Here is a 16,730-nt window from a genome sequence, read left to right as displayed (position 1 = left end):
TTTTCTATATCAACTGCTTAGTCGCCACTAACACACCGTTATTATCGGCATAGACAAACTGGCCGGGGATAAAGTCTACTCCGGCAAACGTCACCGTTAGGTTGATATCACCTAGATCGCGTTTGTCGGTTTTCATCGGGTGAATCCCCAGCGCTTGTACACCAAGTGGCGTTTGGCGTATCTCGTCGATGTCGCGAATACAGCCGTTGATAATTATACCTTCCCAGCCGTTTGCTGCCGCCTGTTCGGCCAGCATATCGCCCAGCAGCGCATGGCGTTTAGAGCCGCCACCGTCTACCACCAACACCTTGCCGTTGCCCGGCGTGGCTACCAGCTGTTTTACTTTGGAGTTATCTTCAAAGCATTTCACCGTAACAATTTGCCCGCCAAAGGCGGTTTTGCCACCGTAGTTGGTGAAAATCGGTTCAGTTACGCGGATATAAGCCGCATGGGCGTCGCATAAATCGGGTAGGGTGAATGGCGGCATAACGAACTCCTTGTTGTTGGAACCTCAACCGGAAACGATAAAGCGAGATTAGGCTTACCCTAAGCTGACCGTTGAAGCCCCGGACGGGCTGAGACGAGCCCCCAGGGATGGGTTTACGGCGTGTCGACGTGGGTAAGCCGGTTCGAGTATTTAGCCTCAACCGGCAGTTTAATCCCGCTTTAACAGTCCGCTGCTGCAGATGGCACAAGCAACAGCAGGTTGCTACACCTGCTGTTTATACTTCCTGGCTTATACTTCCAAGCTTATACTTCTAAGTAATCCAGTATCCCCTCGGCGGCTTTACGGCCCTGGGCGATAGCGGTTACTACCAAATCTGAGCCTAATACCATATCGCCACCGGCAAAGATTTTATGCTCGTTGGTTTGCATAGCATAAGTGCTTTTTTCACTGGCGATAACGCGGCCTTTAGCGTCCAGCTCAACACCCATATCTACCAGCCATTGTGGCGGGCTGGGTTGGAAACCAAAGGCGATTACCACTGCATCTGCCGGCAGGATCTGCTCGGAGCCCTCTACCGGCTGCGGGCTTCTGCGGCCTTTGGCATCAGGCGCGCCCATCTCGGTAGTCACCACTTTAACGCCACACACCTTACCGCTGCTGTCTACTTCGATACCCAGTGGTTGTAAGTTAAACAAAAACTCCACGCCTTCTTCGCGCGCGTTTTGTACTTCTTTACGTGAACCTGGCATATTGGCTTCGTCGCGCCGGTAGGCGCAGCTTACCTTGGTGGCGCCCTGACGAATGGAAGTGCGTACGCAGTCCATTGCCGTGTCGCCACCGCCTAATACCACCACGGTTTTATCTTTTAAGCTAACGTACGGGTGTTCTGTTTGCCAGCCCATCAGGTTATTGATATTGCCGATTAAAAACGGCAGCGCTTCGTATACGCCTGGTGCATCTTCATTGGTTAAACCGCCTTTCATTGGCGTGTAGGTGCCCAGCGCTAAAAACACCGCGTCGTACTCGCTGAGTAAGCTGTCAAAGCTGACATCGACGCCGACGTTAGTGTTTAAGCGAAACTCGATACCCATATCGGTAAAGATTTCGCGGCGCAGGCTTAGTACGCTTTTTTCCAGCTTAAACGGCGGTATGCCAAAGGTAAGCAGGCCGCCAATTTCCGGATAGCGGTCAAACACTACCGGGGTTACGCCGTTGCGTACCAGTACGTCGGCACAGGCTAAACCGGCCGGGCCGGCACCGATTACTGCGACGCGGCGCTCGGTTTTAACCACGGCGGAAAGGTCCGGCCGCCAGCCCATTTCAAAGGCTTTGTCGGTAATGTATTTTTCAATACTGCCGATGGTCACCGCGCCAAAACCTTCATCCAGCGTGCAGGCGCCTTCGCATAAGCGGTCTTGCGGGCACACCCGGCCGCATACTTCCGGCAGGCTGTTGGTTTTGTGCGCCAGTTCGGCAGCTTCAATAATTTTGCCTTCGTTAGCCAGCTTTAACCACTGCGGAATATAGTTGTGCACCGGGCACTTCCATTCACAGTAAGGATTGCCGCAATCGAGGCAGCGATCAGCCTGGCCTTCTACCTGGGTGTTGGTCATCGGCTGATAAATTTCAACGAACTCTATAGTGCGTTCGCTGTGTGAGCGTTTTGGCGGATCAATCCGTTTTACGTCAATAAACTGGTATACATTCTGTGCCATAACGCCTCCCTACATCGCCTGAACCCGCAGCTCGGCTGACGAGCGTGCGCGGTGTCCCAGCAAGGTGTTTACATCGCTGGTTTTTGGTTTAACCAGCTTAAATTGACTTAAATAACGGTTGAAGTCGTTTAAGATTTTCTGTGCTTTTTCGCTGCTGGTTTCTTCCACGTGCTGGTGCAACAGGCTGCGCAGGTGTTCCTGCAGTATCGGCGTGCTAACTTCCAGCGCCTCTACCAGCTCGGGGTTTAACCTAAGCTCTAAATCGTTTTGCTCATCGAGTAAATAAGCAAAGCCGCCTGTCATACCGGCACCAAAGTTCACCCCGGTGCAGCCCAGTACTACGACCACACCGCCGGTCATATATTCGCAGCAGTTGTCGCCGGTGCCTTCTACCACGGCTAAAGCGCCCGAATTTCGTACGGCAAAGCGCTCGCCCACCTGGCCTGCGGCATACAGCCGGCCGCCGGTGGCGCCGTAAAGGCAGGTGTTACCGGCAATGGTAAAGCCGTTTTTGGCAAAGCTGGCGCCCTTGGCAGGGAAAATAGCCAACTGGCCGCCGGTCATGCCTTTACCAACGTAGTCGTTAGCGTCGCCCTGCAGTGACATATGCAGGCCACCGGCATTCCACACGCCAAAGCTTTGGCCGGCGGTGCCGTTAAAGCGGATGCGGATAGGATCGGTTGCCATACCCTGATTACCATGCTGGCGGGCGATAAAGCCCGACAACGCTGCACCAACCGAGCGGTCGGTATTGCGGATATTCAGGTTTAACCGGCCACCGCTTTTATGCAGTACCATTTGCTCGCAGCTTTTCAGCAGTTGCTGGTTTAGTGCGCCTTCATCAAACGGTGTATTGTTTTTTACACAAAACAGCGCCTTGTCAGATTTCACGCCGCTGGCTTGCAATATTAGTGTTAAATCCAGCTTGGCTTGTTTTTGCGTTTCGCTGTCTTTTATTGCCAGCAAATCGGTGCGGCCGATTAGCTGGGTCAGCTCGGTTACCCCCAGCTGTGCCATCAGTTCGCGCACTTCAAAGGCTAAGAACTTAAAGTAGTTCATCACCATTTCCGGCAAGCCGGTAAAGTGATCGCGCCGCAATGTGGCATCCTGGGTTGCCACCCCGGTGGCACAGTTATTTAAATGGCAAATACGTAAAAACTTACAGCCCAACGCCACCATAGGCCCGGTACCAAAGCCAAAGCTTTCGGCACCTAAAATGGCAGCTTTAATGACATCCAGCCCGGTTTTTAAGCCGCCGTCTACCTGCAGCCGCACGCGATCACGCAGGCCGTTTTCGACTAAAGCCTGGTGCACTTCGGCTAAGCCAAGCTCCCATGGACTACCGGCGTATTTCACCGAGGTTAACGGGCTGGCGCCGGTGCCGCCGTCATAGCCGGATACGGTGATTAAATCGGCATAGGCTTTGGCCACGCCGGCGGCGATGGTGCCGATGCCAGGCTCTGATACCAGTTTTACCGAGATCAGCGCCTGCGGATTCACCTGCTTTAGATCGAAAATCAGCTGGGCTAAATCTTCAATTGAGTAAATATCATGGTGCGGTGGCGGCGAAATTAACGTTACGCCGGGCACCGAGTAACGCAGCCGGGCAATTTCGGCGGTAACTTTTTCACCGGGTAACTGGCCACCTTCGCCGGGCTTAGCGCCCTGGGCTACTTTGATCTGAATAACTTCGGCATTTACCAGGTAATGCGGTGTTACGCCAAAGCGACCGGAGGCAACCTGTTTAATCTTGGAGTTTTTCTCGGTGCCAAAACGGCGTGGATCTTCACCGCCTTCACCCGAGTTAGAGCGCCCGCCAAGGCGGTTCATCGCAATAGCCAGCGCCTCATGTGCTTCCGGGCTTAGTGCACCGATAGACATAGCGGCGCTGTCAAAGCGCGGATAGAGGTTTTGCTCGCTCTCTACCTGCTCCAGCGCCACCGGCGTGCTGTCAGCCAGTTTAAACAGATCGCGCAAGTGCGCCACCGGCCGCTCGTTCACTATGCTGCTGTACTGCCGGTAATCTTCATACTTGCCGGAGCGCACGGCTTTTTGCAGCGTTTGCACTACATCCGGGTTATAGGCGTGGTATTCGCCGTCGTGCACGTATTTTAATAAACCACCGTGGTTTAGCGGTTTACGTTTTAACCAGGCTATTTTGGCCAGTTGCTGCACATCTTGCTCAAAGTCGCTAAAGCCGGCACCGCCCAAACGCGACGGGATGTCGGCAAAACACAGCTGCATCACCGCTTTATCAATGCCGACGGCTTCAAACAGGTTAGAGCAGCGATAGCTGGCCACTGTTGAAATACCCATCTTCGACATGATTTTGTACAGGCCTTTATTAATGCCTTTGCGGTAATTCAGCACCGCCTGGCGTGCAGTTAAGGTAATAACACCTTTTTCGACCAGTTGCTCGACCGTTTCATAGGCCATAAAGGGGTAAATGCCGGTAGCACCTAAACCAATTAATACCGCAAAATGGTGCGAGTCGCGCGCTGAGGCGGTTTCAACAATAATGTTGGAGTCGCAGCGCAGCTGGGCGTTAACTAAAGCATGTTGCACCGCACCTACTGCCATCGCGGCCGGAATGGGTAACTTGCCTTGCTCAATACGCCGGTCAGTTAAGATCACCAGCACCACGTTATTGTCGCGCACGGCACTGATAACATTGTCACATAGCTGCTGCACGGCTTGCTCAAGGTTTACCGCGGCCGGGTCAAAGTTCAGCGAGAAAATCTGATGTTTGTAGTACTTTTCGTCGGCTTGTTTTAGCTGCTTTAAGTCGGAGTACATCATTACCGGCGATTCAAACTGAATGCGGCGGGCGTAACCGGCGGTTTCTTTAAATACGTTGTGTTCGCGGCCGATGCTGGTAGCCAGCGACATAACGTGGGATTCGCGCAGCGGATCGATAGGCGGGTTGGTCACCTGAGCAAACTGCTGGCGGAAATAATCATATAAGGTGCGTGGCTTGCGCGATAATACCGCCATTGGCGTATCATCACCCATAGAGCCAACGGCTTCCTGGCCGTCTTTGGCCAGCACTGTCATTACCTGATCGATTTCTTCATAGCTATAGTTAAACAGCTTGTGGAATACCAGCATGTCGTCATCGGAAAATACCCGTTTGCCGATTAAGTCGGTTTCGTATTTTTCGTACGGTACCAGCCGCTGCACGTTGGCGTTTAACCAGTCACGGTAGGTATGGCGGGCCATTAAATCGGTGTCGATTTCATCCGAGCGCCAGATTTTGCCGGTAGTGGTATCGATTGCCAGCATTTCGCCCGGGCCTACGCGACCTTTTTCCACCACTTCATCCGGGGTGTAATCCCAAATGCCCACTTCAGACGCTAAGGTGATTAGCTTATCGCGGGTAATAACAAAGCGGGCAGGGCGCAGGCCGTTGCGATCTAAATTACAAGCTACGTGCTGGCCGTTGGTCATTACGATACCGGCCGGGCCGTCCCACGGCTCCATATGCATGGAGTTAAATTCGTAAAACGCTTTTAAGTTGTCATCCATTACGCGGTTGCCTTGCCAGGCTGGCGGCACTAACAAACGCATAGCACGGAATAAGTCCATACCGCCGGCTAACAGCAATTCCAGCATATTGTCCAGCGAGCTGGAGTCGGAGCCGCTTTGGCTGACAAAGGGCGCAGCATCTTGTAAATCACTTAACAGCGGCGAGGCAAACTTATACTGCCGTGCGCGGGCCCATTGGCGGTTACCGGTAATGGTATTAATTTCACCGTTGTGGGCTAAAAAGCGAAACGGTTGCGCCAGCTGCCAGCGCGGCATGGTATTGGTAGAAAAACGCTGGTGGAACACGCAAATGGCGGTTTCCATGCGGATATCGGCTAAGTCGAGATAATAGCGCGGTAAATCGGCCGGCATCATCAGGCCTTTAAATACGGTAACCAGCGACGAGAAGCTGGGGATATAGAAATCGGCATCGTCGCTTAGTTGTTTTTCAATGCGGCGGCGCAGCATGTAGAGGCGGCGTTCTAAGTCGTGATCGCCCCAGCCGTGCGGCGCATTAACAATTACCTGTTCAATACCCGGCATTGATTTAAGCGCTAACGGGCCCAACACGCCGGCATCTACCGGCACTGTGCGCCAGGCCACCAGGGTCAGGGTTTCACGGGCAATTTCCTGCTCGATAATTTTTTTTGCTAAGGCGGCTTTTACCGGGTCCTGACTGAAGAAAATCATGCCGACGCCGTATTTTTTCGCCAAATTCCAACCGTTTTCTTCGGCAATAGCACGGAAGAAGCTGTCCGGTTTTTGCATTAATAAGCCACAACCGTCACCGGTTTTACCGTCGGCAGAAATACCGCCGCGGTGCTGCATACGGTCAAGGCCGTTAATTGCGGTTCTGACGATCCGGTGGCTGGCAGCGCCTTCCAGATGCGCTATCAGACCGAAGCCACAGTTCTCTCTTGCCTGACTGTGCTGGTACAACGCCATGACTAACCTCCACACTTGTCCTGATATTTAATAAATATTTATTATTTATGAATTATTATTCTTTTATTTGGTTTTGCTGCTGCTGAAAGAAAATAACGGTTACTCTTTCAGAGGTCAATGCGTTGTAGAGTATTTGCTCTGGAAATGTTTAGCCATCTAAACGTTCAAGAATGTACAGGTATACCGCCATTTTTAGTAAAAAGCAAGCTGACTTTGCAGTGCAGAGCAGTGGATGTGTCGCAGAAAGCTAACTTTTGAAAATGAAAATAAATTACATGAATTGGCGATATTTTTGCCAATGATGGCGGCGCAGGCGATAAAAAAAGCTGCCGTAGCAGCTTTTTAGCCTCGATAGCTATGGCTTGATGCGCCATATTTATGCGAATTTGTCTTGTTTGCTTTTATGCTGCCTCTGACACTTATTGCTCAAAAGTGCCTTTGACGAGGACTTCGCCTTGTTGTACCAACAGCTTACCTTTACCGATAACACTGTCGATGGCCAGGTCATCACGGCGCAGCAGCACGATGTCAGCATCCAACCCGGCAGCAATACGACCTTTTTGCTTTAAGCCCAGTATGGCTGCCGGTGCGGCAGTAATGCTGCAGATGGCGTCAGCAATGTTGACCTTGTGCTGTGTTATAGCCTCGCGGGCCGACTGATACAGGCTTTGTACTGTACCTACCTGTAGGCCAAGTAATACGCCTTCATCGTTGTATATCGGCAGGCTGGCGTTGCCATCTGAGCTTAGTGTCAGTTGCATTGGCTTAATACCAAATGCCAGTGCTTCAGCCAGCGCAGCGGCGGCGGCCACTTCACCGTGTTTTAAGTCGAAGTCGGTGGTACTGGTGGTAAAGTCAATAACGCCGCCTTTAGTGGCAAACTCCAGCCCGGCTTCAAATACGCGGCGGTTGCGGTTCATATGGGTGGGATAAAACTGTTTCAGCTTTAGCTCGGTACCGGCGACGGCCTGATAAATCGGTTGTAAAATGCGTTCGCCAGCGCCCATATGCACACTTACTATGCCGCTTTTACCGGCCAAAATGCCACCAACGCGGGCGGCGGCGGCAACTTTACGAATTTCATCGGTAGTGGGTTGCGAAGAGCGGTGATCGCTGATGGCAATTTCGCCGACACCGATAAACTTGTCGATTAAAATTAAGTCATCAGTAATATTGCCGGTAAGGGTGCGACAGGGGATTTCGTACGAGCCGGTATGGCAGTAAGTAGTGATACCTTCAATATCCAGCGCATGCGCTTTGGCTAACAGGTTGGTTAAGGTGCGTGTAGTGGCATCGGTACCCAGCACGCCAATGGCCGTGGTAACACCGCCCAACGTGGCATCGGTGAGTTGCATCTCCGGTGTACGGGTAGCAAAGCCGCCCTCGCCACCGCCACCGATAAAATGGACTAAGGAATCAACAAAGCCCGGTGTTAAATAGAAATCGCCGGCGTCAATTACCGTTACCGGTAAGTTGCTGCCTGCCAGGTTAAAATCTCTGCCGACGGCGGCAATACAGCCACCGGCTATTACTACGTCCATTTTGCCCAGTGCTTGTGGTGCGTACAGCTCGGCATTTTTTATAAGTATAATATGATTCAAAATAGTAACCTCAAAACAGCCACACTGTGGCTATTGATAACCTATGGCCACGGCCAGAAACATAAAGGCGCTGGCCAGCGCGAACAGCCATAGTTGTAATTTCCAGACAAAACGAAACCACACTGTCCAGTCAACCCGTACCACGCCCAAACAGCCGATTAAGGCCGCAGAGGTTGGAATAATACAGTTGGTTAAGCCATCACCCAGTTGAAAAGCCAATACCGCAATTTGGCGCGAAAGTCCGACTAAATCGGCCAGTGGTGCAATAAGTGGCATGGTCAGCGCCGCCTGACCGGAGCCGGAGGCGACAAAGAAGTTAATCACTGATTGGATAATCAGCATTAACCAGGCGGATAAAAACGCCGGTAAATCGCCCAGCGCCTGACCGCTGTAATACAGCAGGGTATTGAGTACTGAGGGCGAATCAGCCTCGTCGCCTCCGAGCAATAACACGATGCCTTTGGCCATACCGACGATAAGCGCTGCCGGCAATAACTCGGCGGCACCGTGCTTAAAACCGTCGGCAGCGTCGTTCATGCTCAGGCGTTTACCCAGCACGGCAATCACGGCAATCACAATGCCGATGGTAAAAAACTGGCTGGCAATTTCCGGAATGTAATACTGGCGCGTTGTTACGCCCCAGATAATCCAAATTAAACCGGCAAAAAACGCCAGCAGTATTACCGAATCCAGCCGGCTGTAGCTGTTTTTCGCTTCAGCGCTTTGTTGTGCCCGCAGTTTTTGGTCAGTAGCAAAACTTAACGACAGCTCGGGGTTTGCTTTTACTTTAGCGGCGTAGCGCATGGTAAAAATAATGCCAAACAGGGTAAACACCGCCCACATAACCACGCGCAGATCTTTACCTGACATCAGCGGGATTTCAGCAATACCCTGGGCTATCGCTACGTTAAACGGGTTCATCCAGGAGGTGGCAAAACCAATCTGAGTGGCAACGTAGGTTACCAGCACGGTGGTGATGGCGTCGTAGCCCAGTGCCAGCATCAGCGGCAGCAGTACGATACAAAAGGCGATGGCTTCCTCGCCCATACCAAACACAGCACCGCCTAAAGAAAACAAGCCAAACATCAGCGGAATAAATAAAAACTCCATACGTTTGGTTTTGTCTATCAAGGCCAGAATGCCGTTATGAATAGCCCCGGTTTTCATAATGATGCCAAAAGCACCACCGGTAAGCAGAATAAAGGCTACTACGCCAATGGCAGAGCCCCATTTATTGCCCGAAACCAAGCCTTCAAAGGCATAGTTAAAAAAGCCGATGCCGCCGCCTTCAGCAAACAGTGGTACGCCTTGTTGGCTGTCGTTGACGAAGCTAAAACTGTCAGGGTCTATTTTGCCTTTCAGTTTAGCGGCGCCTTCCGCCGCAGGTGCCGGTTCCAGCAGCGTAAAAGAGCCGGCCGGTACCAGATGCGATGCGACAGCCGCCAGTATCATCACAAAGAACAGGATGACAAAGGCATCAGGCATCGATAGCGGCTTTTTTGTTACGGTAGACATAAAAGTTACCTGCAGAAAAGCTGAATAAGCGGAGCATACTCCCGCCATACAGCAGTGCTTATAATTCGTTGTGTGTGAGTTGTGGTATACAGGACAAACGCCTGCCAAACACAGTTTAGTGCCTGACACTTGTCTACTCGTTAAACCACTCCGACAGGTAGTAGGACGAGTAGTGATATAAGCTAAGCGCGAAGGCTTTCTTTAACATATCGCTACCAAAAATGATGTGTGATCAATTAAACAACGCTAATAGAATTACTGCTAATTGGCAAAGAAGTCAATACAGGATAATCTATGCTATCTGAAATTTTTGCTGGCTACCTGAAGTTACGGTAGTTACATACTTCTGCGCTTAAGATAAGAAAGAGAATAATGAGATCACTCAGCTTATATATCACAGCCAGCCTGTTGGCTTGCTCTGTTTCTGCCGCAAACACAGGGGGCAATAAAAAATTTCCCGATTATTCAATGGTGCTAATTGGTGGCGGTTTACAAAGCTGCAGCTCGGCCAATACCCGCGCCTGTGCAGAGCCGGATGTGTTTAGCGAGGCTGCAAAGTCAGCAGATGTTTTCAGCCTGTCGGCAGCTAACCTGAATAACATTGCCAGTGACAGCTTTTGGAGTAGCGAGCGCGCTATCGAGCAGCAACAAACTCTGGCATTACTGCAGTTTGTTCGCAGCAGGCTGACTACTGAGCGTGTATCAGAGCGTGAGTTGGTTAGATTGTGGCGCTCAGCAGAAATAGAAATTGATGGTATTTGGGTGTCCGGTCGCGAGAATTACAATCAACTGAGCGATCGCGAACGTGACTTTGTGCTGGATAACTTGCAGGTGATGGCAATTGCACCTGGTAACACTAACCGGCGTAGCCAGCCTCAACGACAAAAAGAATATGCCAACCTGGCAAAAACCAGTGATGCTTTTTCGGTTGAGCTGTATCGCAAAATCGTTGAGTTAGCGCAGCAGGTAGCCGGGCCAACGCGTAAGCCACGTTTGCTGGTAGTAACTGCTTCAGGCCGAGATCCTTATGCGGCAGTTGATTTTTATACTAATTTATTCGACGAAGCCGGTGCTGAAGTGAGCTGGTTACCGATCAATGCCGCCTACCGTGCCGCGCAACAAAATCGCGTTGACAATGACCCTTCGTGTGCACAGCTACCACAATATTTGGCGGCATACCACGGTACTTACCAGCGCGAGCGGATATATCCTGATTTGATGCAGCAGCAAATGACGTTTTGTCAGCAGGGCAGCGAGGCTGCGGTAGAGCAAATCCGCCGGGCAGACGCAATCTTTATTAACGGTGGTGACCAAAGCCTGACATTGCAGGCATTCAGGCAGGAAGATGGCAGCGCATCTGCTGAATTAAAACAGCTACAGTCTATGTTAGCTGCCGGGCAAATTATTGTTGCCGGAACCAGTGCCGGCACGGCGGTTATGTCCGGCGCCAGTTATGCCGGCCGCAATACGCCGATGATTAGTAACGGCGACAGTTACAATGCCATGCAGTTTGGCGCTTTTGATTTACCGGCACCTAAACCGGGTTGTGATAAAGATCAAAGTTGCAGTAACGGTTTGGCAGAAAATCATCTTACCTTTACGTCAACTGGCGGCCTGGGCTTATTTCCATGGGGCGTGTTGGATACGCATTTTTCTGAGCGTGGCCGTCAGGGCCGTTTAATCCGTTTGCAATATGATACACAAACCAGGTTTGGTTTTGGCGTAGATGAAGCTACGGCATTATTGGTGGGTTTTGACACAGCAGAAAATGCACCGGAGGTAAAAATGGCGGTGCTGGGCGCTGCCGGGGTGTATGTGGTAGATAATCAGAATACCGTAGCAGAAGGCGAGGGCAGTGCTGCTGCAATTCGTGGCGTTACCACGCATTATTTAACCCGTGATGATACGCTGGAGATAAAAGACGGGGTGCTCAGAACGCGTTTTGCCGAGTGGAAGTTTGCACCAAGCAATACCCAGGCACCGATGCTGAGCTCCGGTGAACTATTCGAGCGTGATAACTACAAACAGCTGGCGCATTTACTTTGTCTGACACAGAGCCGTAAAGCTGATGGCAAGGCGGTTAAAGTTGGTCAGGGGCATCAGATAAGCCTGTATAAAGATCATTCATCTTATACACGTCAGGGCATATTTCGTTTACAAGATAGCGAAGTGCAGTATTGCTCGTACCGTAATCTGATGATGGATATTCAACCTGTACTTTGATATCTGCCCGGTTAGCGAGGTGACAACCTGATGCAAGGACCGGTTCATCCACAGGTTAAAGCCGTAGCAAGTTGGATCCGTAAATGGGGCAAGCTGCGGCTTGCCCTGTTTTGCCAGTTACTGTTGCTGGTGCTCGGCGGTGCAATAAGTGCGGCTTTTAGTGTTGTTATGAGCAATAGCATCGATTGGCCTGCGGTAAAAGGCGCTGCTTTGGTAGTGCTGTTATTGGGCCCTGTGTTTATCGCTTTCGTGTTTTATCTGGTGCTGCATTTAGATGCTGCTCTGTTGTATCTGGAAGATTCTGCGCATCAGGAACGTTTGCTGAACGAAGGTATGCAGGACAATATCCGTCAGCTTAATTTTGAGATTGAAGAGCGTAAAAAGGCTTTTCAAGCCAAACGCCGCGCGATAGATGAACTGCGTAAAGAAATTGCGGAGCGTAAAAAAGCGCAAATAGAACTGGAAGAACAAAGCTTGTTGATCCGTTCTATTGTTGATAGCTCACCTGACCTATTCTACTACCGCGATGAAACCGGCCGCTTTGCCAGCTGTAATAAAATGTTTGAAGCGATAATGGGCAAAACAGCCGCTGAGCTGATTGGGCATTATCCGGCCGAAATTTACACCGATGACAGCGCGCAGGCGGCTATTCTGACAGAATACAACAGCGATATGCCGGCGTCAGAATTAACGCTGGATGTCGAATTTATAAAAGATGACGGCCAGATACTGTGGTTTGAAATGCGTAAAGTACCGTTTTATGACCGCCATGGCCGTTATATCGGTTTGCTTGGCTTTGGCCGTGACATTACCTCGCGTAAGCTGGCCGAACAAGCACTGGAAAAAGCCTACCTCGATAAAGGCAAGTTTATTGCCACACTAAGCCATGAGCTGAGAACGCCGTTAAACGGCATTGTTGGTTTAAGCCGGCGCTTACTGGAAAGTAAACTCAGCAAACAGCAGCATGGCTGGGCCAATACCATTTTCAGTAGCGCCGAAACCCTGGGTAACATTTTTAATGACATTATCGACCTGGACAAGATAGACCGCCAGGACCTGGATATTGTCTATCACAACGTCTCTTTACAGCAGTTTATTAATGATATCGCTAATTTTGCCGAGTTGCTGTGCCAGCAAAAAGGCTTGCAGTTTAATCTCAGCTGCAAGGGTGATACCGATGTTTATTTGCGGTTGGACCCAACGCGTCTGCGTCAGGTACTGTGGAACCTGCTGAATAATGCTGTGAAATTTACCGCCAACGGGTCCGTTAGTTTGTTTTGTCAGCTGAACGATAACCGGCTTAACTTCGTGGTTGAAGACACCGGGATTGGTATTGCTGCTCAGGAGCAGGAGCGGATCTTTGACATGTACTACAAAGCCAATGATGGTCGCCGGTTAAGTATTGTCGGCTCAGGTATTGGTTTATCGGTTTCAAGAGCGCTGGTGGAAGCGATGCAGGGCGAGATCAGTGTCAGCAGCGCGGTGGCGCAAGGTAGCCGTTTTGCTGTCAGCCTGCCAACAGAAGTACTGCAGCAGGAGAAGCAGCAGGCGATTAGTTGTCCTGAACTTACCATACTGCTGGTAGAAGATGTACCGCTGAATGCCGAAATTGCTATCGGTTTACTGGAACAGCGCGGCCACAGCGTAATACATGCCGAAACAGGTGAAGATGCCATAGCACTGCTGGAAACCGAAGACGATATCGATTTAGTGCTGCTGGATATGCAGTTGCCGGATATGAGTGGTGAACAAATTGCTGCTTATATTCGCAGTGAAACCAGGTTGTCGGCGTTACCCATAGTGGTACTCAGCGCCAATGTGCGTAAAGCTGAGCAACAGTTGGATGGTTTACAGATTGACGGTGCTCTGGCCAAGCCGCTGAACACGGCTAAGTTGGATCAAGTGCTGGCGCGGTTGTTTTCGCCCAGCGCGATGAAGTTGCAGCTACCGAAACTACCTGTGGCTGACAATGAGCAGCAGTTGCTGGACCAGGCAACGTTGAATGACTACATCCAATCGTTGGGTAAAGATGCGATGAAGCGCAGTGCACAGTTGTTTACGCAATTATTGCCGGGTTATATGAATCGCATGATGGAAACCGCGGTGCAGCGTCAGGAGCGTGAATTTCAGGAAGCAGCGCATAAGCTTAAAGGTGCAGCAGCGTCAGTGGGGTTATTGTGGGTGCAACAGCAGGCGAAACGTTTTGAGCAAGAGCCGGTTAACTGGCAGGGTTTGGAGCGGCAACTGGTAGACTTTCACTTAAAAACAGAGCAGCACCTGGCTGCTCTGGCAGAATACATCGAACAAGCTTAGCGGCTTACTTTTCTAATTTACCCACAAAGCGGTAACCTTCACCATGAATGGTGCTGATTAACTCAGGGCTGTCGATATCAGATTCAAAATGCTTACGGATACGGCGGATGGTAACATCCACTGTACGATCGTTCGGGCGTAAATCACGGCCGGTCATATGACGGATTAATTGCTCACGGGTGAAAATCTTGCCCGGAGTATCCAACATTAACCGTAAGGCGCGGTATTCGCCTTTTGGTAAACGACGCGCTACACCTTTAGGGGAAGTAAGATTACGGCTGTTTTCATCCAGCGTCCAACCGTTAAATTTCACCACACTTTTGTGCTCTTCAACCACAGGTTGCGCTACAGTGCGGGTTAACAGGTTACGGGCACGAATAGTTAATTCACGCGGGTTAAATGGCTTGGTAAGATAATCGTCAGCACCAATTTCCAGACCCAGAATGCGGTCTACTTCGCTGTCGCGGCCGGTTAAGAAGATCAGGCCGATATTTTCTCTCTGGCGTAACTCCCGCGCCAGGATCAAACCGTTTTTACCAGGCAGATTAATATCCATTACTACCAGGTTCACCTTGTTGTCGGTAAGCTTTTGGTTCATTTCTTCGCCATTCACAGCTTCAATGACATCATAGCCTTCGCCCTGGAATAGACTAACCAGGTTCAGGCGGGTTACTTCTTCGTCTTCAACGATCAGAATCACAGGTGTTTGCATTGGAGTTAAACCTTATGTGAATTTTGTGACATTTATAATGCGTTTACGTTTTATAGATGACGTGCTTTTGTCAAATAATACGCAATTATAACCATCTGTCCAATTGTTAACAAGTTTTTTGTTAACAATTAGATTTTTCTAATGCTGTTGTAGCCCGGTTTTTAGGCGTTTTTCCGTTTAAGCTGATGATTTAACAGATTTATTGCTGCGCACTATCACCGGGAAATCTATTTGTATTTTAATGCCCTGGCCAAGGCTGCTTTCCAGTTGAATTTTACCGTTCAGTGCCTGGGTAACCAGGTTATACACCAGATGTAAGCCCAAACCGCTGCCGCCCTCACCACGCTTGGTGGTAACGAAGGGATCGAAAATACGTTTTTTAATCGACTCCGGCACACCGGCACCGTTATCCTGATATACCAGCTTGCAGTTATTGTTTTCGACACTGACATTTATCTGTATTTCGCCTTGCTCAATATGCTCAAAAGCATGGATCAGACTGTTCATGATCAGGTTGATTAAAATTTGGTTTATCGGGCCGGGCTTGCTGTCGAGTTCCAGTTCCTCAGGGCAATTAACGTTGATTTGGTGTTGGGTTTTCTTCAGATTTGGCCGCAACGACAGCAATACTTCGTTGATCAGTTGCAGCATATTAAACTGCCGGCGGTTTTCGTTTGATTGATCAACAGCAACCCGCTTAAAGCTGGAGATTAAACTGGCAGCGCGTTCCATATTGCGATAGATAATACCCAGATTTTCTTTGCTCTCAGACAAAAACTTAGCCAGTTGTGATGAGGTGAGTTTTTTTTCATCAAAGGCTTTTTGAATATCAGCCAGCTTATCTTGTAACAGGGTGGAGGCCGTTACGCCAAGGCCGATAGGGGTGTTAACCTCGTGCGCGACACCGGCAACCATCTGGCCTAAGCTGGCCATTTTTTCTGTTTCGACAATTTGGTTTTGGTATTGGTGCAGGGTTGCTAAGGTATTGAGTAACTCCTGGTTGGAGGTTTTCAGCGCATCAGTGCGTTGCTCAATTTTCTGCTCCAGGCTTAAGGTCAGGCGCCGGTTTTCCTGCTCAGCCTGTTGCAGCTTACTTATTTGCTGCTCAATTCTGTCCAGCATAGTGTTAAAAGCGCGGCTTAGCATATTGTATTCTTTGATAGGCGCTATCGGCGCGCGAATGCGGTAGTCTTTTTCTTTCGCCACTTTTTGCACCACGTCTAACAGCGTATCTATTGGTGTGGTGAAACGGCGTTGTAATTTTGAACTGATGATAAAGGCACTGGCCAGTGCAACCAGGGCGATTAATATATCCAACAGGATCCGCGTCTGGATATAGGCGCTCAATTCTTCCTGGCTGGCCCGCAGATAGGCATAACCCAGCAGGGTATCATTGTCTTTAATGGCTTTACTCAGCTCGATGTAATCGTCGCTGATGTAAGGTTTAAGCAGTTGTGGCACGCGCTCAAATTGCACCGGATGCGGGCCGATATCGCGGCGGTTGTAACTGGAGAAAAAGCTTAGCTGCTCAGAGTCCGGCAGCTTTTTATAAATATGCACATTGTGCAAAATGTTTACTGCGGCAAAAGAGCTGAGCCGGTTGTCTTCGGTGTCGGCATCATCCTGCAAAATGCTGTTGCGGGCATTAAAGGCGATAATGCTGACATAGCCGTCTAATTGCGATATCAGCTTTTTACGCTGCAGTTTTACATCCTGCATGGTTGATATCACCA

Annotated in this window: 9 protein-coding genes; 2 read left to right on the top strand and 7 right to left on the bottom strand. The window is 50.2% G+C overall.

Annotated elements, in window-relative coordinates; translation table 11 throughout:
- Nucleotides 1-4: 4 nt before the first annotated feature.
- From rraA to yfcC, 5 genes are all read right to left on the bottom strand, one after another.
- A complete protein-coding gene (gene rraA / locus HRH59_RS16390; RefSeq protein ID WP_173502359.1) occupies nucleotides 5-487 on the bottom strand; it encodes a ribonuclease E activity regulator RraA in 483 nt (160 codons plus the stop codon).
- A 263-nt stretch (nucleotides 488-750) separates the two neighbouring features.
- Nucleotides 751-2,163: an FAD-dependent oxidoreductase gene (locus tag HRH59_RS16385; RefSeq protein ID WP_173502358.1), complete on the bottom strand. Its 1,413-nt coding sequence runs from the start codon at nucleotides 2,161-2,163 to the stop codon at nucleotides 751-753.
- A gap of 9 nt (nucleotides 2,164-2,172) precedes the next feature.
- Nucleotides 2,173-6,633 carry a glutamate synthase large subunit gene (gene gltB / locus HRH59_RS16380; protein WP_173502357.1) on the bottom strand — a complete coding sequence of 1,487 codons (4,461 nt, stop codon included), beginning with the start codon at nucleotides 6,631-6,633 and terminating at the stop codon, nucleotides 2,173-2,175.
- 419 nt (nucleotides 6,634-7,052) lie between these two features.
- Nucleotides 7,053-8,234 (bottom strand): beta-aspartyl-peptidase, encoded by a 1,182-nt coding sequence (gene iadA, locus HRH59_RS16375; protein ID WP_173502356.1) that lies wholly within the window; start codon nucleotides 8,232-8,234, stop codon nucleotides 7,053-7,055.
- Nucleotides 8,235-8,264: 30 nt separating this feature from the next.
- The gene (gene yfcC, locus HRH59_RS16370; protein WP_173502355.1) at nucleotides 8,265-9,749 is read right to left on the bottom strand and encodes a putative basic amino acid antiporter YfcC; all 1,485 of its coding nucleotides are present in this window, start codon (nucleotides 9,747-9,749) and stop codon (nucleotides 8,265-8,267) included.
- A 468-nt stretch (nucleotides 9,750-10,217) separates the two neighbouring features.
- Here yfcC and HRH59_RS16365 point away from each other — a divergent pair, with 468 nt between their 5' ends.
- Both HRH59_RS16365 and HRH59_RS16360 read left to right on the top strand, forming a co-directional pair.
- Nucleotides 10,218-11,972 carry a cyanophycinase gene (locus HRH59_RS16365; RefSeq protein WP_231702541.1) on the top strand — a complete coding sequence of 585 codons (1,755 nt, stop codon included), beginning with the start codon at nucleotides 10,218-10,220 and terminating at the stop codon, nucleotides 11,970-11,972.
- A 30-nt stretch (nucleotides 11,973-12,002) separates the two neighbouring features.
- Complete coding sequence (locus HRH59_RS16360; RefSeq protein ID WP_173502353.1) at nucleotides 12,003-14,285, top strand: ATP-binding protein; 2,283 nt, start codon at nucleotides 12,003-12,005, stop codon at nucleotides 14,283-14,285.
- A 4-nt stretch (nucleotides 14,286-14,289) separates the two neighbouring features.
- Here HRH59_RS16360 and arcA read toward each other — a convergent pair whose 3' ends face one another.
- Nucleotides 14,290-14,997, bottom strand: a complete 708-nt coding sequence (arcA, locus tag HRH59_RS16355) for a two-component system response regulator ArcA (RefSeq protein WP_173502352.1) — start codon at nucleotides 14,995-14,997, stop codon at nucleotides 14,290-14,292.
- Nucleotides 14,998-15,174: 177 nt separating this feature from the next.
- Complete coding sequence (locus tag HRH59_RS16350) at nucleotides 15,175-16,716, bottom strand: sensor histidine kinase (RefSeq protein WP_231702540.1); 1,542 nt, start codon at nucleotides 16,714-16,716, stop codon at nucleotides 15,175-15,177.
- Between the last annotated feature and the right edge of the window lie 14 nt (nucleotides 16,717-16,730).

The organism is Rheinheimera lutimaris (assembly GCF_013283795.1).
Classification (GTDB): Bacteria; Pseudomonadota; Gammaproteobacteria; order Enterobacterales; family Alteromonadaceae; genus Alishewanella; species Alishewanella lutimaris.
This window is presented reverse-complemented; position numbering and strand designations above follow the sequence as displayed.